The organism is Dorea hominis (assembly GCF_014287705.1).
GTDB lineage: Bacteria > Bacillota > Clostridia > Lachnospirales > Lachnospiraceae > Dorea_D > Dorea_D hominis.
This window is the reverse complement of sequence record NZ_JACOOY010000010.1, coordinates 1-22,326: the sequence shown is the minus strand read 5'-3', so window position 1 is coordinate 22,326 and position 22,326 is coordinate 1. Positions and strand designations below refer to the sequence as shown.

Annotated in this window: 14 protein-coding genes; 13 read left to right on the top strand and 1 reads right to left on the bottom strand. The window is 42.7% G+C overall.

Annotated elements, in window-relative coordinates:
* The first annotated feature begins 89 nt into the window (after positions 1-89).
* From H8S07_RS08740 to H8S07_RS08705, 8 genes are all read left to right on the top strand, one after another.
* Entirely contained in the window at positions 90-1,682 is a 1,593-nt protein-coding gene (locus H8S07_RS08740; protein ID WP_186855883.1) for a fibronectin type III domain-containing protein, read from the top strand.
* Between the two features lie 264 nt (positions 1,683-1,946).
* Positions 1,947-5,810, top strand: coding sequence for a DNA-directed RNA polymerase subunit beta (rpoB, locus tag H8S07_RS08735; RefSeq protein ID WP_021860193.1), 3,864 nt, complete (start codon positions 1,947-1,949; stop codon positions 5,808-5,810).
* A 14-nt stretch (positions 5,811-5,824) separates the two neighbouring features.
* Entirely contained in the window at positions 5,825-9,493 is a 3,669-nt protein-coding gene (gene rpoC, locus H8S07_RS08730) for a DNA-directed RNA polymerase subunit beta' (protein ID WP_117538328.1), read from the top strand.
* Between the two features lie 315 nt (positions 9,494-9,808).
* The gene (locus tag H8S07_RS08725) at positions 9,809-10,510 is read left to right on the top strand and encodes an L-ribulose-5-phosphate 4-epimerase (RefSeq protein ID WP_021860191.1); all 702 of its coding nucleotides are present in this window, start codon (positions 9,809-9,811) and stop codon (positions 10,508-10,510) included.
* Complete coding sequence (locus H8S07_RS08720; protein ID WP_021860190.1) at positions 10,511-12,112, top strand: xylulokinase; 1,602 nt, start codon at positions 10,511-10,513, stop codon at positions 12,110-12,112.
* A 157-nt stretch (positions 12,113-12,269) separates the two neighbouring features.
* On the top strand, positions 12,270-12,449 hold the full coding sequence (locus H8S07_RS08715; protein WP_021860189.1) for a hypothetical protein: 180 nt from the start codon (positions 12,270-12,272) through the stop codon (positions 12,447-12,449).
* Positions 12,450-12,612: 163 nt separating this feature from the next.
* A complete protein-coding gene (locus tag H8S07_RS08710; RefSeq protein ID WP_021860188.1) occupies positions 12,613-14,121 on the top strand; it encodes an FGGY-family carbohydrate kinase in 1,509 nt (502 codons plus the stop codon).
* A 37-nt stretch (positions 14,122-14,158) separates the two neighbouring features.
* Positions 14,159-15,247 carry an alcohol dehydrogenase catalytic domain-containing protein gene (locus H8S07_RS08705; protein WP_117538332.1) on the top strand — a complete coding sequence of 363 codons (1,089 nt, stop codon included), beginning with the start codon at positions 14,159-14,161 and terminating at the stop codon, positions 15,245-15,247.
* A 154-nt stretch (positions 15,248-15,401) separates the two neighbouring features.
* Here the strand turns inward: H8S07_RS08705 and H8S07_RS08700 are convergent, their stop codons facing one another.
* On the bottom strand, positions 15,402-16,022 hold the full coding sequence (locus tag H8S07_RS08700) for a YesL family protein (RefSeq protein WP_118520579.1): 621 nt from the start codon (positions 16,020-16,022) through the stop codon (positions 15,402-15,404).
* Positions 16,023-16,328: 306 nt separating this feature from the next.
* Between H8S07_RS08700 and H8S07_RS08695 the strand changes: the two genes are divergently transcribed.
* From H8S07_RS08695 to H8S07_RS08675, 5 genes are all read left to right on the top strand, one after another.
* Complete coding sequence (locus tag H8S07_RS08695; protein ID WP_186855882.1) at positions 16,329-17,756, top strand: ABC transporter substrate-binding protein; 1,428 nt, start codon at positions 16,329-16,331, stop codon at positions 17,754-17,756.
* 191 nt (positions 17,757-17,947) lie between these two features.
* Positions 17,948-18,883, top strand: coding sequence for a carbohydrate ABC transporter permease (locus tag H8S07_RS08690; RefSeq protein WP_021860184.1), 936 nt, complete (start codon positions 17,948-17,950; stop codon positions 18,881-18,883).
* 48 nt (positions 18,884-18,931) lie between these two features.
* A complete protein-coding gene (locus tag H8S07_RS08685; RefSeq protein ID WP_021860183.1) occupies positions 18,932-19,756 on the top strand; it encodes a carbohydrate ABC transporter permease in 825 nt (274 codons plus the stop codon).
* Between the two features lie 10 nt (positions 19,757-19,766).
* Positions 19,767-20,924 (top strand): ABC transporter ATP-binding protein, encoded by a 1,158-nt coding sequence (locus H8S07_RS08680; RefSeq protein ID WP_118288734.1) that lies wholly within the window; start codon positions 19,767-19,769, stop codon positions 20,922-20,924.
* A gap of 4 nt (positions 20,925-20,928) precedes the next feature.
* Positions 20,929-22,050: an ABC transporter ATP-binding protein gene (locus H8S07_RS08675; RefSeq protein ID WP_021860181.1), complete on the top strand. Its 1,122-nt coding sequence runs from the start codon at positions 20,929-20,931 to the stop codon at positions 22,048-22,050.
* Positions 22,051-22,326: the final 276 nt, after the last annotated feature.

Here is a 22,326-nt window from a genome sequence, read left to right as displayed (position 1 = left end):
CCGGTTTTTTATTGTTGTTGTGCTTATATCTCAGAATTTATCTGAGGTTTTATATATAAAGAAAAGAGAAAAGGGAGGAAATAAGATTTATGAAGTTTAAAAACAAAATAATGACTGCTATAGTCAGTATCTGTATGCTTGCATTTATCCTGCCAATGGCAGTATCTGCTGCAGATAACGCAGATTCATCAGACAAGAATACAATTACCTGCTATGTAAGAGCAGAACAGGATGACGGAACCATTCTTCCGTATACGAAAGTAACAATGAACAAAGACGAGGTACCGTCTTTCCAATCCTACAAGATTAAAAATGCACCGGATGATGCGGATTATATCACACCGCTTCATATCTTACTTCAGGCATTAACAGATAAAGGAATGACAGACGAACTTGCAACTGTAGATATTGGATCCAGCGGATGGATCACAGATATGTTTGGATGGGGAATGGATCAGCTCTGGTGCTTAAATGGTATTGATGCGCCTACGGTAAGTGCAAAGTATAAAGCAAAAGACGGAGACAAATATACATTCTATCAGGCAGCCGGAAACTGGGGCGCAGGATATGGATATCCTGGATATGGTTTCTTTGGAGAATATGGACCGGGACAGGATTACACACCTTACAGCGCAATTGAGACAGACGACGTTACAACGGGGGTTGGGTCTGATGTAGAACTGACTTATCGTTATACAAGCTCTATGCACACACCACAGTATGGACCATGTAATAATGAAGATGGTGCATATACAATGATTTTCGTCGGAAAGAATGGAGCAGATAAGGTTACAGATGAAGATTACCGCGAAGATATTGAAGTAGATAAAGATGGTAAATTCAAAGTATCTTTTGATAAACCGGGAACTTATGTAGTATCTGGACGTTATTATAATAACGATAATACAAGAGGTGCCTGCAATGCATACTGCAAAGTTACAGTAACCATGCCGGAAGCAGTTACGGCAGTGATCGATAAGATCAGTGCGATCGGAGATGTAACACTGGAATCCGAAGATGCGATCAAAGAAGCAAGAACAGCTTACGATGCACTGACAGATGCACAGAAAGAACTGGTAAGCAATAAAAATGTACTTGAGAAAGCAGAGACCACACTGAAAGAGTTAAAAGATGCTAAAGATGCAGATGATGCAAAAGTAGCGGCCACTCCGAAGTCAATTACACTTTCCAATACAAGATACATTTACAATGGCAAAGTACAGAAACCGCAAGTAACAGTTAAGAACGCAAAAGGCGAAGTAATCAAAGGCTACACTGTAAAATATGCAGGTAACTGCAAGAACGTTGGAAAATACAAAGTAACTCTTACATTCAAGGGTGATTACAACGGAACAAAGACAAAGACATTCAAGATTGCTCCGAAATCTGTAACAGTAAAATCATTAAAAGCCACAAAGAAGAGATTTGATGTAAAATGGAGCAAACAGACGACACAAGTAACCGGATATCAGGTACAGTATTCTACAGATAAGAATTTTGTAAAAGCTGTGAAGAATAAAAAGATCACAAAGAACTCGGTTGTCACAAAGACAGTGAAAAACTTAAAATCTAAAAAAGTTTACTATGTAAGAGTTCGTACTTATACGACAATAAAATACAATGGTGAGCAGATGAATTTACATTCTGACTGGTCTAAGGTTAAAAAAGTGACCGTAAAATAGGTTGCAGATACTACAGACATAAAATGAAAAGCAGGAGGCACTGTGCAGAGAGCACGATGCCTCCTGTTATTTTGAAAAAAAGTTTGAATTGGGTATTGACAAGCTAAATATCGCTATGCTATAGTTAAAAATGCGCTATTGTGGAAAGTTATGCCATGATATTGCACAAAAACCAGTAAAATACGAAGGTTTTTGCCGGAATTTTCAATATTTAAGGGCATTCGTAAAGCCCGCCAAAAAATAAACGAGGAGTGAAACGTCAATATGGAGAAAAACAGAATTCGTCCTATCAAAAGCGGAAAAAGTTCACGTATGAGCTATTCCAGACAAAAAGAAGTGCTTCAGATGCCGAATTTGATCGAAGTCCAGAAAGATTCTTATCAGTGGTTCCTGGATGAAGGATTAAAAGAAGTATTTGATGACATTTCCCCTATCGCCGATTATAGCGGTCATCTCAGCCTGGAATTTGTAGATTTTACTTTATGCGAGAATGAAGTAAAATATACGATCGATGAGTGCAAAGAGCGTGACGCAACATATGCAGCACCGCTGAAAGTGAGAGTGAGACTCCACAACAAGGAGACAGACGAGATTAACGAGCATGAGATTTTCATGGGTGACCTGCCGTTAATGACTGCAACCGGAACATTTGTGATTAATGGTGCAGAGCGAGTAATCGTAAGTCAGCTCGTTCGTTCACCAGGTATTTATTATGCAATTTCACATGATAAAGTTGGTAAAAAACTGTATTCCGCTACTGTTATCCCGAACCGTGGTGCATGGCTGGAATATGAGACAGACTCCAATGACGTTTTCTATGTACGTGTAGACAGAACCAGAAAGGTGCCGATCACAGTATTGATTCGTGCACTTGGTGTTGGTACGAATCCGGAGATCCTGGAAGTGTTCGGTGAAGAGCCGAAGATCCTTGCAAGTTTCGAGAAAGATGCCGCTACCAATTATCAGGAAGGTCTTCTGGAATTATATAAGAAGATCCGCCCGGGCGAGCCGCTTGCAGTGGACAGTGCAGAGAGCCTGATCACAAGCATGTTCTTCGATCCGAGACGTTATGATCTGGCGAAAGTCGGACGTTATAAATTTAATAAAAAACTTCTGCTGAAAAATCGTATTTCAGGACAGATCCTTGCAGAGGACGTAGCAAGTGTTCTGACCGGAGAAGTGATCGCAGAAGCCGGAACTAAGGTTACAAGAGAGATTGCAGATGAGATCCAGAATGCAGCAGTTCCATATGTATGGATCGAGTTGCCGGAAGAGGACAGAAAAGTCAAAGTTCTGTCGAACCTGATGGTAGATCTTAAGACTGTTGTTGACATTGATCCGGCAGAGGTTGGGGTAACAGAACTTGTTTATTATCCGGTACTGGCTAATCTGTTAGAAGAGTCAGCAGGAGACATTGATGAATTAAAAGACGCGATCAGAAGAGACATCCATGATCTGATCCCGAAACATATCACAAAAGAAGATATTTTTGCGTCTATCAACTATAATATGCATCTGGAATATGGACTTGGAAATGATGATGATATCGACCACCTCGGAAACAGACGTATCCGTGCTGTCGGTGAGTTGCTTCAGAACCAGTACAGAATCGGTCTTTCAAGACTGGAGAGAGTTGTACGTGAGCGTATGACAACACAGGATCTGGAAGGTATTTCACCACAGTCCCTGATCAACATCAAACCAGTAACAGCAGCAGTAAAAGAATTCTTTGGTTCTTCTCAGCTGTCACAGTTCATGGATCAGAACAACCCGTTAGGTGAGCTGACACATAAGAGACGTCTGTCAGCCCTTGGACCGGGTGGTCTGTCAAGAGACCGTGCCGGATTCGAGGTTCGAGATGTTCATTACTCCCATTACGGAAGAATGTGTCCGATTGAGACACCTGAAGGTCCGAATATCGGTCTGATCAACTCTCTTGCAAGTTATGCAAGAATCAATCAGTATGGATTCGTTGAGGCTCCGTACCGTAAGATTGATCACTCCGATCCGGAAAATCCGCGTGTAACAGACGAAGTTGTTTATATGACAGCGGATGAAGAAGATAACTACCATGTAGCACAGGCGAATGAACAGCTGGATGCAGAAGGACATTTTGTTCGTAAGAATGTATCCGGTCGTTATCGTGAAGAGACACAGGAATATGAGAGAAAGATGTTCGATTACATGGACGTTTCTCCTAAGATGGTATTCTCTGTAGCTACAGCCTTGATTCCTTTCCTGGAGAATGATGATGCGAACCGTGCGCTGATGGGATCCAACATGCAGCGTCAGGCAGTACCGCTTCTTATTACAGAGGCTCCTGTAGTCGGAACCGGTATGGAAGAGAAGACAGCCGTTGACTCCGGAGTATGTGTTGTTGCTGAAGAAGGCGGTATCGTAGAGAGATCTACATCCACAGAGATTCAGATTAAGCAGGATGACGGAAAACTTAGAAAATATAAACTGACGAAGTTCCAGCGAAGCAACCAGAGCAACTGCTACAACCAGAGAGCAATTGTCTTCAAAGGTGACAGAGTAGAAGCCGGAGACGTTATCGCAGACGGACCGTCTACATCAAACGGTGAACTTGCGTTAGGTAAGAACCCATTGATCGGATTTATGACCTGGGAAGGTTATAACTACGAGGATGCGGTACTCTTAAGTGAAAGACTTGTACAGGATGATGTATATACATCCGTTCATATTGAAGAATACGAAGCAGAAGCACGTGATACAAAACTCGGACCGGAAGAGATCACAAGAGATATTCCGGGAGTTGGAGATGAAGCTCTGAAAGATCTGGATGACAGAGGAATCATCCGCATTGGTGCAGAAGTGCGTGCCGGTGATATCCTGGTCGGAAAAGTAACTCCGAAGGGAGAGACAGAACTGACAGCAGAAGAGAGACTTCTTCGTGCGATCTTCGGTGAAAAAGCACGTGAAGTACGTGATACATCTCTGAAAGTACCACATGGTGAATACGGAATTGTTGTAGATGCGAAAGTATTTACAAGAGAGAACGGTGACGAGATGTCACCTGGTGTAAATCAGTCCGTTCGTATTTACATTGCACAGAAGAGAAAGATCTCCGTTGGAGATAAGATGGCTGGTCGTCATGGTAACAAGGGTGTCGTTTCTCGTGTACTTCCTGTAGAAGATATGCCATTCCTGCCAAACGGACGTCCGCTTGACATCGTACTGAACCCACTGGGTGTACCATCACGTATGAACATCGGACAGGTATTGGAGATTCACTTGTCCCTGGCAGCAAAAGCACTTGGATTTAACATTGCAACACCGGTATTTGACGGTGCAAATGAGAATGATATTATGGATACTCTTGATCTGGCTAATGACTATGTCAACTTAAGCTGGGAAGAGTTCAAAGCAAAACACGAACAGGAACTCCTTCCGGAAGTCTTGGATTATCTGTATGAGAACAGAGACCACAGAAAACTGTGGAAGGGTGTACCGCTTTCAAGAGACGGTAAAGTACGTCTTCGTGATGGTAGAACAGGAGAGTTCTTCGACAGCCCGGTAACAATCGGACACATGCATTACCTGAAACTGCATCATCTGGTAGATGATAAGATCCACGCACGTTCAACGGGTCCTTACTCACTGGTTACACAGCAGCCATTAGGTGGTAAGGCACAGTTCGGTGGGCAGCGTTTCGGAGAGATGGAGGTTTGGGCACTGGAAGCTTATGGTGCATCTTATACTCTGCAGGAGATCCTGACAGTCAAATCCGATGATGTTATCGGTCGTGTGAAGACATACGAAGCGATCATCAAAGGTGAGAACATCCCTGAGCCAGGTATTCCGGAATCCTTCAAAGTATTGCTCAAAGAGTTACAGTCTCTCGGACTGGATGTGCGTGTACTGCGCGATGACAATACAGAAGTTGAGATCATGGAAACCTCAGAGATGGGTAATACAGATTTCCGCTCATTGATTGAAGGAGACAGAAGATACGGACAGGACGATGACTTCGGTAAACATGGATATACCGAACAGGAATTCCAGGGAGAAGAACTCGTTGATGTAGAAGAAGAGCCGGAAGAGGATGACTTCTCAATCGATTTTAATGAAACTGATGACTATGCATATGATGCAGATAACGAATAGAAAGGGGTGCCAGTATGCCAGAAAATACTAAGGAACAAACATTTCAGCCTATGACTTTTGATGCAATCAAAATCGGTTTGGCGTCACCTGAAAAGATTCTGGAATGGTCAAGGGGAGAAGTAACAAAACCGGAGACAATTAACTACAGAACTCTGAAACCGGAGAAAGATGGTTTGTTCTGCGAAAAGATTTTCGGACCAAGCAAAGACTGGGAATGCCACTGTGGTAAATATAAAAAGATCCGTTACAAAGGTGTCGTTTGTGACCGCTGTGGTGTAGAAGTTACAAAAGCAAGCGTACGACGTGAGCGTATGGGACACATTGCTCTTGCAGCTCCGGTATCCCATATCTGGTACTTCAAAGGAATCCCGAGCCGTATGGGACTGATCCTGGATCTGTCTCCAAGAACACTGGAGAAAGTTCTGTATTTCGCATCCTATATCGTGCTGGACAAAGGGGATACAGACCTTCAGTACAAACAGGTATTGTCTGAACAGGAATATCAGGAAGCAAGAGAAAAATGGGGAAGTGCTTTCCGAGTAGGTATGGGTGCTGAATCTGTACAGGAACTGCTGGAAGCAATCGACCTTGACAAAGAATACAATGAACTGACAGAAGGCTTACAGGGAGCTACCGGACAGAAACGTGCAAGAATCGTAAAACGTCTGGAAGTTGTAGAAGCTTTCCGTGAGTCCGGTAACAAACCAGAGTGGATGATCATGAATAACATTCCGGTCATCCCACCGGATCTGCGTCCGATGGTTCAGTTAGATGGTGGACGTTTTGCAACATCTGACCTGAATGATCTGTACAGAAGAATTATCAACAGAAATAACCGTCTGAAACGTCTGCTTGAGTTAGGTGCTCCGGACATTATCGTAAGAAACGAAAAGAGAATGTTACAGGAAGCAGTAGATGCACTGATCGACAACGGACGCCGTGGCCGTCCGGTTACAGGACCGGGTAACCGTGCTCTTAAGTCCCTCTCTGATATGCTGAAAGGTAAATCCGGACGTTTCCGTCAGAACCTGCTTGGTAAGCGTGTTGACTACTCCGGACGTTCCGTTATCGTCGTAGGACCGGAACTTAAGATTTACCAGTGCGGTCTTCCGAAAGAGATGGCGATCGAGCTGTTCAAACCATTTGTAATGAAAGAACTTGTTCAGAATGGAACTGCTCACAATATCAAAAATGCTAAGAAAATGGTAGAGAGACTTCAGCCGGAAGTATGGGATGTTCTGGAAGAAGTGATCAAAGAGCATCCGGTTATGTTAAACCGTGCCCCTACACTTCATCGACTGGGTATCCAGGCATTTGAGCCGATCCTTGTAGAAGGTAAGGCAATCAAGCTTCATCCACTCGTATGTACCGCGTTCAACGCCGACTTCGATGGAGACCAGATGGCTGTACATCTTCCGCTGTCTGTAGAAGCACAGGCTGAGTGTCGTTTCCTTCTGCTCTCACCGAACAACTTACTGAAACCTTCCGATGGTGGACCGGTAGCTGTACCTTCACAGGATATGGTACTTGGTATTTACTATCTGACTCAGGAAAGACCTGGAGCAATCGGAGAAGGTAAGTTCTTCAAGAGCGTGAACGAAGCAATCCTGGCATATGAGAACCAGGTAATTACTCTGCACTCACGCATTAAAGTACGTGTAACAAAGACACTTGCCGACGGAACAGATAAGACAGCTACTGTTGAGTCTACACTGGGAAGATTTATCTTCAACGAGATCATTCCACAGGATCTTGGATTCGTAGATCGTGAAGTAGAAGGCAACGAACTGTTACTGGAGATTGATTTCCACGTAGGTAAGAAACAGTTAAAACAGATTCTTGAGAAAGTTATCAATACACATGGAGCAACTGCTACAGCAGAAGTTCTTGACCATGTAAAAGCAATCGGATACAAGTATTCTACAAGAGCTGCGATGACCGTATCTATTTCAGATATGACAGTACCGCCACAGAAACCAGAGATGATCCAGAAAGCACAGGATACAGTAGATAAGATCACAAAGAACTTCAAGCGTGGTCTGATCACAGAGGAAGAGCGTTACAAAGAAGTTGTTGAGACATGGAAGACAACTGACGATGCTCTGACACATGCCCTGCTGACAGGACTTGATAAATACAACAACATCTTCATGATGGCGGATTCCGGAGCCCGTGGATCTGACAAACAGATCAAACAGCTTGCAGGTATGCGTGGATTGATGGCAGATACAACCGGTCATACGATCGAGTTGCCTATCAAGTCAAACTTCCGTGAAGGTCTGGACGTATTGGAGTATTTCATGTCTGCGCATGGAGCACGTAAAGGACTTTCTGATACAGCCCTTCGTACAGCCGATTCAGGATACCTGACTAGACGTCTGGTTGATGTATCCCAGGAGCTTATTATTCACGAAGTAGACTGTGCACCGAAGGATGGTCCGATCCCTGGAATGTATGTACATGCATTCATGGATGGAAATGAAGAGATCGAGAGCCTCCAGGAGCGTATTACAGGACGTTACCTGTGCGAGGATATCGTAGATAAAGATGGCAATGTACTTGTTAAGAAGAACCATATGGTTACTCCGAAACGTGCAGAGCTGATCATGAAAAAAGGTGTCGATGAAAATGGTGAGACACTGAAGAAGATTAAGATCCGTACAATTTTAACATGCCGTTCACACAGCGGTATCTGTGCAAAATGTTACGGAGCCAACATGGCAACCGGTGAGCCGGTACAGGTTGGAGAGGCTGTTGGTATTATCGCTGCCCAGTCCATCGGTGAGCCTGGTACACAGCTTACTATGAGAACATTCCATACCGGTGGTGTAGCCGGTGGGGATATCACACAGGGACTTCCTCGTGTCGAGGAGCTTTTTGAGGCTAGAAAGCCGAAGGGACTTGCAATTATCACAGAGTTTGCAGGAACTGCAACAATCAGCGACACGAAGAAAAAACGTGAGATTATCGTTACAAATGAAGAAACAGGAGAATCCAAAGCATATCTGATCCCTTACGGATCACGTATCAAAATATTAGACGGAGCAAAACTGGAAGCCGGTGATGAACTGACAGAAGGTAGTGTAAATCCTCATGATATCCTGAAGATCAAAGGACTCCGCGCCGTACAGGATTACATGATCCAGGAAGTACAGCGTGTATACCGTCTGCAGGGTGTTGAGATCAACGATAAGCATATCGAGGTTATCGTTCGTCAGATGCTGAAGAAGATCCGTATCGAAGAAGCAGGAGATACAGAATTCCTTCCGGGAACAAATGTAGATATTCTGGAATTTGAAGATACAAATGCAGCTCTGGAAGCAGAAGGTAAAGAGCCGGCAACCGGAGAACAGATCATGCTTGGTATTACAAAAGCATCCCTTGCTACAAACTCCTTCCTGTCAGCAGCATCCTTCCAGGAGACAACAAAAGTTCTGACAGAAGCAGCAATCAAGGGCAAGATCGATCCACTGGTAGGTCTGAAAGAGAACGTTATCATTGGTAAACACATCCCAGCCGGTACAGGTATGAGAAAATACCGTGATATTAAACTCGGTTCCGATTACGCATTAGATGATGAATTATCATTTGATGAAGGTGATGATATAGAAATCGGTGAGATGAATGACGTTGATGATATAACAGAAAATGTTGTAGAAGAAGACGGAGTTATAATCGAGTAATTCAGGAATTTAACAGAATAAAGAACAATTAAGGAGCAGGAAGCGCAAGTTTCCTGCTCCTTTTTTGCGTGCGCCTTGCAGCGCACGTCACTCATGGATGAGAGTTCCTAATCAGCCCTGGTAGTGGGAAGGATACACATCCATGCTTGACTATTATCTGGTAGTTTGTGAAAACGAAAGAACCGCTGTATACGGAACCGTACGTCAGATACTAAAATTAGTGATTATTGGCACATATTACCGAAAATCAGTTGAAAACATATAAAAATTAAGATATATTGACTATAGTAGACTTTAAGAACGGAGGACAATAGAATGTTAGAAGAACTGAAAAAGAAAGTGTACGAAGCCAATATGATGCTGCCGAAGTATGGACTGGTTACATTTACCTGGGGTAACGTGAGCGGAATTGACAGAGAAAAAGGTCTTTTTGTAATCAAACCAAGCGGAGTAGAATACGATAAACTGACACCGGATGATATGGTAGTCGTTGATCTTCAGGGCAACAAAGTAGAAGGAAAATACAACCCTTCATCCGATACAGATACTCACATGGTATTATATAACCGTTTCCCGGATATCGGGGGAATCGTACATACCCATTCCCCGTGGGCTACAAGCTGGGCGCAGGCAGGAAGAGACATTCCATGCTACGGAACCACACATGCAGATTATCTGTATGGAGAAGTTCCATGTGTGCGCAATCTGACAAAAGAAGAGATTGAAGAAGCTTATGAAAAAAATACAGGTGTGCTGATCGCGGACGAGTTTGAAGCACGCGGAAAAGACTATATTGCAACACCGGCAGTTCTTTGTAAGAACCACGGTCCGTTTACATGGGGCAAAGATGCCAACGAAGCAGTGCACAACGCAGTAGTATTAGAAGAAGTTGCAAAGATGGCGTGCCGTTGTGAACTGATCAATCCGGAAAATAAGCCGGCACCACAGGAACTGCAGGACAAGCATTATTACAGAAAACACGGAGCAAATGCATACTATGGACAGGGGGGAAACTAGATGAACAAGGAGAATGTAAAAACATTGATTGAAGCCGGAAAAGCAGTAGTAGGTATTGAACTCGGCTCGACAAGAATCAAAGCGGTTATGATCGATGAAAATCATCAGCCGGTAGCAACAGGAAGTTATGACTGGGAGAACAGACTGGACGGACATATCTGGACATACGATCTGGAAGACATCTGGAAAGGACTGAAAGCCAGCTATGCTAATATGGCGGCAGACGTAAAGGAAAAATACGGTACTGAGATCAAAAGCCTTGCCGGCATCGGATTCAGTGCAATGATGCACGGCTATATGGCATTTGACAAAGAAGGAACACTGCTCGTTCCATTCCGTACCTGGAGAAATACGATCACAGGACAGGCAGCAGAAGAGCTGACAGAGCTGTTCCAGTACAATATTCCGCAGAGATGGAGCATTGCACATCTGTATCAGGCGATTCTTAATAAAGAAGAACATGTGAAGGATGTGGCATATTTTACAACCTTATCCGGATATATTCACTGGCAGCTGACCGGTCAGAAGGTCCTAGGAGTCGGTGATGCATCCGGTATGTTCCCGATTGATCCGGCTACATCCGATTTCTACGATGGAATGATCGAAAAATTTGACAAACTTGTCGAAGACCGTGGATATAGCTGGAAACTCCGTGAAATCATGCCGAAAGTCCTCTGCGCAGGCGATGATGCAGGATGCCTGACAGAAGAAGGTGTCAAATTATTAGATCCGACCGGAACACTTCAGGCAGGAATTCCGGTGTGCCCGCCGGAAGGTGATGCCGGAACCGGTATGATTGCAACAAACAGTGTTGCAAAGAGAACCGGTAATGTATCTGCCGGAACATCTGTATTTGCTATGATCGTACTGGAAAAAGAACTTTCCAAAGTATATACGGAAATTGATATGGTAACAACACCATCCGGAAGTCCGGTGGCAATGGCACATGCAAATAACTGTACTTCTGATCTGAATGCATGGGTGAATATTTTTAAAGAGTATTCAGAAGCAATGGGCATGAAAGTAGATATGAATACATTGTTCGGAACATTATATAACAAAGCACTGGAAGGTGATGCTGACTGTGGTGGTCTGTTATCATATGGATATTATTCCGGTGAAAATATTATTCCGATTGATGAAGGCCGACCGGTATTTATTCGTACACCAAACAGTAAATTCAATCTTGCAAACTTTATGCGTACACATTTGTATGCGGCACTCGGTGCACTCAAGATCGGAATGGATATCCTTGTAAAAGAAGAGCATATCCAGATTGATAAGATCTTAGGACACGGTGGACTCTTTAAGACTCCGGGAGTTGGTCAGCGCATCATGGCAGCTGCAATGCAGGCTCCGGTTTCCGTAATGGAGACAGCTGGCGAAGGCGGCGCATGGGGAATTGCACTTCTGGCTGCATACGAAGTTGGAAAAGCAGAAGGCGAGACGTTGGAAGACTATCTTGACAATAAAGTTTTTGCCGGAAATGAGGGCAGCAAGATGGAACCAGTTCCGGAAGATGTGGACGGATTCGAGAAATTTATAGAGCAATTTAAACAGGGATTAAGCATAGAACAGGAAGCAATTGCTAAAATTAAATAAAAGCCAAAACACATTGATAAAAAAGTAACAAAAAATATGCTGAAAACAAAAAAAGATTGGAGCTTTTTGACATTTACGAAGAGCACAGGCTGTGTTATTATACAATCAGAAAAAAGATAAACAAATTTTTAACAATCTAAAGTATGAGGTGACAAGTATGATGACATTAGTAGCAACAATTTTATCCGTTCTTTTTGTAGCAGCAGGAATTTATGTAATGGTTAGAGATTTTTACAACATTGGAGCAGCACTGGCATCAGGCATTACAGCATCAGGAGTTAAAGCAGACAAGAAAGCAACATCTGTTGAACTCAAACATGCATACGTTACAAGATAGTAGATGGCTAAAAATTAAAGATAGACATGCGTAGAACCTGACGGTAAATATCGTCAGGTTCTTTTTTTGTGTAAATGTGACAAAAGTCACGGAGGTGGAAAAATGTCATTGATATATTTGCACAAAGAATATATAATTGAGACAGGCAAAGGAGGACGTGAATATGGAACGGTATGTAATAGGACTCGATAATGGTGGTACATCGACCAAGGCTGCGATCTTTGATCTGACCGGAAAAGAGATTGCAACAGCCGGCAGATCAACGAAAGTGATCACACCAAAGTCAGGCTATACGGAAAGAGATATGGAAGAACTTTGGCTTGCAAACTGTGACTGCATCAAGCGTGCGATCAAGAAAGCGGGAATTAATGGCGAAGATATTCTGGGTATTGCAGTGTGCGGTCACGGCAAAGGCTTATATCCTTGGGGCAAAGACGGCAAACCGGCATATAACGGAATTATTTCCACAGACAGCCGTGCGTGGAAATATCCGGAGAAGTGGCATGAGAATGGTGTATATGAAGAGATCCATGACAGAACATGTCAGGAGATCATGGCATGCCAGCAGGTATCGTTACTTGCATGGTTTAAGGATCACCACAGAGATATTTACGATAATATCCAGTATGCATTTTCAGTAAAAGATTATGTAAGATTCAGACTGACCGGAGAGGCTTACAGTGAAGCAACGGACATTTCCGGATCAGGACTTATGAATGTCAGAGATGTCAGATTTGATAAAGATATTTTAGAGAAGATGGGAATCGGAGAAGTATATGATATGCTTCCGCCAATCCGTTATTCTTATGACCTGTGCGGTACGATTTCCAAAGAAGCATCTGAACTGACCGGACTTCCGGAAGGGACGGCAGTGGCAGGCGGTATGTTTGATATTGATGCCTGTGCAGTTGCGGTAGATGTTACATCACCGGACAGAATGTGTACGATCGCAGGTACATGGAGTATCAATGAATATATTGCAAAAGAGCCGGTTATGGATGGAACGATCGCCATGAACTCTCTGTTTGCAATGCCGGGATATTATCTCGTAGAAGAATGCAGTGCAACTTCATCCGGGAACCTGGAGTGGTATCTGGAGAACTGTATGGAGAATGAGAAGATTCCGGAAGGTGAAAATATCTACAGTGTAGTCAATGCAAAAGTAGCTTCCGTAAAACCGGAAGAATGTGATGTATATTTCCTTCCGTTCTTATATGGATCGAATGCACATCCACTTGGAAAGGGAGCATTTATCGGACTTACAACTTACCATAACAAAGCACATATGCTACGTGCGATTTATGAAGGTGTTGTATTTTCACATAAGACACATATTGAGAGGTTATTATTATCCAGAGAACGCCCGGAGGCAATTCGTATGGCGGGAGGTGCTGCAAATTCAGAAGTTTGGGTACAGATGTTTGCGGATATTTTAGGATTCCCGATTGAGACGGTAGATGCCAAAGAATTAGGTGCACTCGGATGTGGTATGGCAGCAGCGATCGCAGCTGGTGTATACAAGGATTATGAGGATGCGGCAAAACATATGGTACACGTATCAGGAAGAGTAGAACCGAATCCGCAGATGCATGAGATTTATCAGAAAAAATATGAGAAATATCATGCAGTGAGCAAAGCTCTCGATACTGTCTGGGGACAGTTTGAAGTATAACAAAAGATATATTTTTTAAGAAAGAGGTGTTTGTATTATGGCAACAAAAGGAAGTACTCCGAAAACAATGAAAGCGCTGGTAGCATATTCAAAAGACGATTATCGTTTTGAACCGGAATATCCAACACCGGAATGTGGACCGGACGACATTATCATCAAGACAGAGGCTTGCGGAATCTGTGCAGGTGATTTAAAGTGCAGCCACGGTGCAGCAATGTTCTGGGGAGATGATGTACAGCCATCATGGGTTAAACCACCATTTATTCCGGGACATGAATTCTTCGGAAGAATCGTTGAGATGGGTGAGAACGTAGAAGGATATGAGCTGGGCGACAGAATCATCGCAGACCAAATTGTTCCTTGCGGAAAATGCCGTTTCTGTAAAGACGGACATTACTGGATGTGCCAGCCACACGACATGCTCGGATTCCAGTCATACAACAACGGTGGTATGGCAGAGTATGTAAGATATCCTAAGAACTGTGTATTAAGCCGTGTACCGGAAGATATGTCTATCGAGCAGGCACTTCTGGTAGAGCCTTATGGATGTTCCAAACATGCAGTTGACCGTGGAAGCATCACAAACGAAGACGTAGTAGTTATCTCCGGAGCAGGTACTCTCGGACTTGGCATGATCACATACGCAAGAATGAAGAATCCAAAACTCTTAATCGTTCTGGATATGCAGGATGGAAGATTGGAGAAAGCAAAAGAATTTGGCGCTGACCTTGTATTCAACCCAGGAAAATGCGACATTGACAAAGAGATCAAAGCTCTGACAGATGACTATGGATGCGACGTTTACATCGAAGCAACCGGACATCCTTCAAGCGTTATCCAGGGACTGACTGTAACACGTAAACTTGGACGTTTCGTAGAGTTCAGTGTATTTGGATCAGAGACAAAAGTTGACTGGTCTATCATCGGTGACCGTAAAGAACTGGATATCCTGGGATCACACTTAAGCCCGTATGCATATCCATTCGTAATCGAGAACATGATGAAAGGCAACTTAAAGACAGACGGTGTTGTATCCAGCATCTTCAAGATTGAAGAGTGGGAGAAAGCATTTGACTATGCATCAGGAAAATACGGCGACTTCAAAGTTGCATTCAAATTCGACTAATGCATCGTAGAAAATAAGATATCGTTTAGTTCCTTTCTAATAATAAGGACATTAAAAAATCTGTGTAAGCATAGCTTGCACAGATTTTTTGATGTCATAGTATCTGAAGAAATATGTCAGTGACAGTTCTTTGCATGTAGTTACAATTCAGACTTTAACTTTCTTCGGTCTTAGGTCTGTATTTTTTAAATACCTTCTCAAAAAGCACCAGCGTACTGTAAACGATAAGAGCCGGTCCGAACAGTACTACGAGCATTCTGGTGAGCAGGAAGCGGATAAATAAAAATCCTGCGATTCCATAGAATACCACTGCGATCAGTGTGACAGGTGCGTACATAAAAGCGAAGATAAATGCATTGAAAAATAACTCCTGTAACTTTCCGGAGAAATTCACCATTGTCGGATAGATCCAGATCACTACTAATAATAATGTAAGGAAAGCCATGCCGGAGATGACCATCAGTACTGTATGATAAGGAATACGTGCTGTCTGGAACAGGTAGGATGCCATACCGAAGATGGCACTGAATACTGCGGTGATCAGCCAGATCACAGTTCCTTTTTTCCAATATGTACGGAAACCGGTTTTGTAATTCCCGAAAACATGACTGTCGCCGTTCATAAGCTTCGCTGCGCTGTAATGCATGGCGGCTGTCGAGGCACCGATGGTGACAACCGGGATACAGGCGATCAGCCAGATCAGATTTAAGAGTGTCAGGCGGCTTAGAAGAATTGCAAATTTCATAAAGCCACTGTCGTATTCAAATGCTTTCATGATGTATACCTCCAAAGTGTCCAATATGTTACTAATGATACACGAAAAGCGTATTTAAGGCAACTATAGTCATTTTTTTAGTGGATAAATAAAAATTTAACAAAAAAATCACCAAAAAAATGAAAAAATAGTGCAAAAACACCATGAATTTTTTGTGAAACATTACATATGTAAAACACCTGGACAAAAGTCAGCTTTGTGCTATAATAATATTAAACAATTTGTACAAAACGTTCAGGCAGGTAAACTGATACGTAAACAAAGTGTACAAAATTAAAATCCATAGAAAAGGGAGGAAAGAAAGGTATGAAAAAAAAGGTTATAAGCGCACTGTTATGTATGACAATGGTTGCTACAATGCTCGCTGGTTGTGGCGGATCCACAGGAAGTGATTCTTCTAAGAGTGACGCGCCGGACAAAGGAAAAGCCGAAGATTTCGACTGGCAGAACTACAAGGGAACAACAATCAACGTAATGTTCAATGAGCACAACTACTCAAAAGCCGTTATCAAGAAGATCCCGGAATTTGAGAAGAAGACAGGAATTAAGGTTAAATATTCTTCTACACCAGAGTCTAACTACTTTGACAAGTTGAACACTTCTCTTAGCAGCCACTCAGGTGACACTGATGTTTACATGACAGGTGCTTATCAGGTTTGGGAGTATGCACCGGCTGGATACATGGAGCCATTGGATGACTACATTAACAACCCGGCTCTTACAGACAAAGATTACAACTATGATGATTTCATTCCAGGTGTTGTTGGGGCATTGAAATGGGATCTGACAGCTGGACACAAAGTTGGAAAAGGTTCTCAGTGGGCACTTCCAATGGGATGGGAATTAAACAACATTTCCTATAACAAGAAAGTATTAAAAGAAAAAGGAATCGCGGTTCCGAAGACAACAGATGACCTTCTGAAAGCTGCTAAAGCATTAAAGGGATTCAACGGATCCGGAACATATGGAATCGCAGTTCGTGGTACTCGTGAGTGGGCAACAATCCATCCTGGATATATGTCATTATTCGCAACATGGGGAGCTCAGGACTTTGCAATCGAAGATGGCAAGTTAGTATGTAAACTTGATTCTAAAGAAGCTATTGATATGACAGATTACTGGGTTAAACTTATCAAAGAAGGCGGATCTACTCAGTGGGCAAACGCTACATGGTATGAGTGTGGTAAAGACCTCGGAGCTAAGAAAGCAGCTATGATGTTTGATGCATCAAGTAACGCTTACTTCAACAACTACAAAGGCGCTTCTGCAGAATCCGGAAATATTGCATGGTCAACAGTTCCGCTTCCGGAAGGAAAGACAGATGCTGACGCTAAGACAAACCTCTGGATCTGGTCACTGGCTATGAACAAAGATTCTAAGAACAAAGAAGCAGCTTGGTACTTCATTCAGTACTTCACAAGCCCAGATTACATGCTTTGGTCAGGAACTGAAGGAGCTTCTCCGGATACTCCTCGTACATCTGTTATGAACAGTGATGAGTACAAATCTATCGTTGGTAAAGCAGATAACTATCTCGAGTCTATCGCAGCTCTTGAGAAGAACGCATCTATCTACTTCACACCACAGCCGTACTTCTTCGAGTGTACAACAAAATGGGCAGAGACTCTGCAGGATCTTGTAACAAGCAACAAGTACAAATCTACAGAGCAGGCTATGAAACAGCTGAAGAAAGATCTTGATAAGATCGTAGCTGACATTCAGATCGATGAATAATATTGGGAACGTTTAGATTATTTGCGATCGACGATTAATTGAGAGATTAAAAATTGAAGTACGAAATGGACATAATCGTACATATTAAGGGTTAGAGTCGAGGAGGGGTTACCTGACCCTCCTCGATTTTACTTTTGAAATTGTGAGAACTCCGTACCGGATGTTAAATATTTTTGATTGGAGGAACTAGGATGAAAGAACAGAATAAGAACAGTGCCGCTGCGAGTGAGCTGAATGTGGTGCCTTTTAAAACAAAAGCACTTCCGTATATGATTGTGGCACCTGCTCTAATCATTACTATAGGTATTATGATTCCTTTCGTAATGGCAATTTACTATTCACTTACAAACTTCTCTTTCAGAATGCCAACATATAGTTTTGTAGGATTAAGAAACTGGACACAGATTCTGGCATCGAAAGAATTCTTAAAAGCAACATGGGTAACAATTAAATATGCATTCTTTAGTACAGCAATTGAGATGGGATTAGGAATGGGGGTAGCAATTATCCTCAACAACCTGAACAACAGATTTTCAAAGATTATGAGAGTTGCATTGATCTTCCCGCTGATGGTTGCACCTGTAACAGCTACGATCATCTGGCAGTTGATGCTGAACAACTCCGTTGGTATTATCGAAAAATTCTTGAACATCTTTGGTATTGTCGGATTCCCTTGGGCAGCAAGTCCGAAGACTGCACTTATGACAGCAGTTATGATCGATGTATGGGTTAACACATCATTCTGTATGTTACTTGTACTTGCAGGTCTTCAGTCACTGCCGAAGTCACCATTCGAATCTGCTAAGATCGATGGAGGAAGTACAATGTTTAACTTCCGTAACCTGACACTGCCAATGTTAAAACCAAGTTTATATATTGCACTCCTGTTCAGATTGATGGCAGCATTACAGGAATATGCCGTTATCTTCGCTCTGACAAAGGGAGGCCCTGGAGATACACTTATGAACCTGTCACTGACCGCTTATCAGACAGGATTCCAGTTCCAGAAATTCGGATATGCACTTCCGTACATCCTGGTATTGTGGGTATTCATTAATATCATTGCAAAACAGATCGTTAAGAGACAGAGAGCTGCACAGAAACAGGCAGCAGGTCTGGAAGAATAACAGGTTACTGGAAAACAAGATTATTTTCACATAGAAAGGATGTTAAGCATGAGTACAGCTTCAAAAAGATTAGGCCGTATAGTTCAGAATGGACTTTTAGCCATATATTCAATATTTGCTCTGTTTCCGCTGATCTGGATGCTGATCCTGACATTTAAGTCAGATGCGGAGATGTATACAACAACATTTGTATTTACACCAACACTTGCAAACTACAAGGAAGTATTACTTCACACAGATTATATGAAATATATGTTAGATAGTTTGATCGTATCCGGAGGAGCAGTTCTGATTTCCGTACTTGCAGGTGTACCGGCAGCATATGCCCTTGCAAGATACAACTTCAAGAAGAAAGAAGATATCGCATTCCAGATTCTTTCTTTCAAATTCGCACCTGAGATCCTGGTAGTATTACCACTGTTCATGATCTATCAGAGATTAGGAATCTATGATTCTTACTTTGGACTGATCTGGGTATACCAGTTAATCTCTATGCCGCTTCTGATCTGGGTAGTAAGAGGATACTTCGAAGATATTTCTGTTGAGATTGAGTATGCAGCCCAGGTAGACGGATATTCCTGGTATCAGATCTTCTTTAAGAACCTTGTACCACTTATCAAACCGGGTCTTGTATCCGCTGCACTCCTTGCATTTATCTTCGCATGGAACAGTTTTACATTCCCGTTGATGCTTGGAGGTACAAACGTTCAGCCGATCACTGTAGCGATCACAAAGTTCCTTGGAACAGACAGTGCACACTATGGACAGCTTGCTGTAGCAGCAGCCGTATCCGCTCTGCCGGCAATCATTTTCGCACTGTGTATCCAGAAACATCTGGTTCGTGGTCTGAGTTTCGGTGCAGTAAAGGGATAGAGGTGAGAATATGTCAAGAATACAATTGGAAAATGTTACTAAAAAATTCGGAAAAGTTACAGCTCTTGATGGAGTAAGCCTGGATATCAAAGATAAAGAGTTCTTCGTATTGTTTGGACCTGCCGGTGCAGGAAAGACAACAATCCTGAACTGCATTGCCGGAATCCAGCTTCCGGAAGAGGGTGTGATCAAATTTGACGGAAAGGTTGAAAACCTGACTGATGCTGCACACAGAGATACAGCAATGGTATTTGAGAACTATGCATTGTATCCGCAGATGACAGTTTATGATAATATGGCATCTCCGCTTAGAAGCAAATTATACAAGAGAGATGAAGAATATATCAAAAAGAAAATTACAGAAGTTGCTGAGATGATGAAGATGGACTATCTGTTAGAGCGTCTTCCGAGTCAGTTGTCCAATGGACAGAAACAGCGTGTTGCCATGGGACGTGCACTTGTACGTTCTCCTAGAGTATATCTGATGGATGAGCCTTTGGCACATCTGGATGCAAAACTTCGTAACTCCATGCGTACTGAGTTAAAAGAGATCCAGGCAAACTTCGGAACAACATCTGTATACGTAACACATGACTTCATGGAAGCTATGTCACTTGGTGACAGAATTGCTATTATCAATGAGGGTAAAGTGGTTCAGGTTGGTACCGGAGATGAGATTTATTATATGCCATGTAACGAGTTCGTTGCAGAACTGATGGGTGATCCGGAGATCAATATCATCACCGGAGCAATCAAAAAAGCCGGCGATACATATAAGTTCACGCTGGAAGCAAATGGAAAAGAATATGATCTTCCTCATGAGGATGATCTGTATGCAAAACTGGATGAACTTGGACTGGATCGCGTAGATATCGGTATGAGACCACAAAATCTTACTTATTCATTTGAGCCGAAGGAAGGCTATATGAAGTGTAGCGTTTACAGTTACGAAAGTATCGGTAACAAAGCCGTTATCGTAGCTGACGTAGAAGACGGACTGCAGCTTCGTATGATCGCACCGAACGGACTGACAGTTAAGATTGACCAGGATATATATGTAGATATGAAGTTAGATCATGCTATGTTCTTTGACGCAGAGACTCAGGAATATTTGACAAGATACAGAGAAGCGGCTGTGAAAGCGTTAGCAGCAGAACAGGAGGGATAAGAGTATGGCAGGATTAACTATCAAACATCTTTATAAACGTTATGACAATCAGGGTAAGAAGAAAAAAGGTGCAAAACCGAATGATTATGCGGTAAAAGATCTGAATCTTGTCGCTGAGCAGGGTGAATTTATCGCTTTCCTCGGACCTTCCGGATGTGGTAAGACAACAACGCTTCGTATGACAGCCGGTCTGGAGGACATCACAAAAGGAGAAATATACATCGGAGACACACTTGTAAATGATCTTCATCCGAAGGACAGACATATCGGTCTGGCGTTCGAAGATTATGCGATGTATCCGCCTCTTACCGTATATGATAATATTGCTTTCAACTTAAAAGCAAAAGGTGTAGACAAAGCAGAGATCGATAAACGTGTCCGTGAGATCGCACCACTCATGCAGTGTGATGACCTGCTTGACAAAATGCCGGTTAAATTATCCGGTGGACAGAAACAGCGTGTAAATATTGCTCGTGCAATTATCCGTCGTCCGGAACTGCTGCTCATGGATGAGCCACTTTCCCACTTGGATGGTAAAGCACGTCAGGCAATGCGTACAGAGATCAAACGTCTGATCAATGATATCAAATGTACAACGGTTTATGTAACACATGACCAGTTAGAGGCGATGTCGCTGGCAGATAAGATAGCGATTATCAACTTTGGTGTTCTTCAGCAGTATGGAACACCGGCAGAAGTATATGATGATCCGGTAAATGAATTCGTTGCATCCTTTATCGGTGAGCCTCCGATGAACATTTTGGAGACAACGATTGTTGGAGACGGAGAGCACTTCTTCTTCACATTCGAAGATAGTAACCTGAAGATCCAGGTTCCGGAACGTTATTACAATGTAGTAAGCAATGGATTCAAATGTAAAATGGGTGTTCGTCCTATGGACGTTATGATCGGAGGAGAGCACTCCAAAGGAACACCGGAAGAGGTTGCAACATTTGAGAACCTCGGTGACGAGAGAAGAATTGGTATCCGTGTAGGAAAATCGCTTCTGATGATTATCACGGATGATGAGACAAGATATAAAGCCGGAGATATTATCAAACTGGAAGTTCGTGGAGAAAAAACACACTTGTTTGATATTGAGACCGGAGATCGTATCCGTGAATAGTTAGATATTATAATGCCAGGGACAAGAGAAAAGAGTTTCGTAGCTTTTAGGACTTTTGTGCCTGGCGTTATGTATAAATAGCAAAGTATACAAAAAGACTGCGCAGGGCAGCTCTTTTTGATATAAGTGTATGTTTCAAGTATAGGAGGGAAAAAATATGAGCAATTTACCAGAGAAAATGAAAGCAATCGTTGCGTATGCACCTGGAGACTACAGATTTGAGATGGTGGACACACCAAGAGCCGGTGAGGGCGAGATGATCTTAAAAGTAGAAGC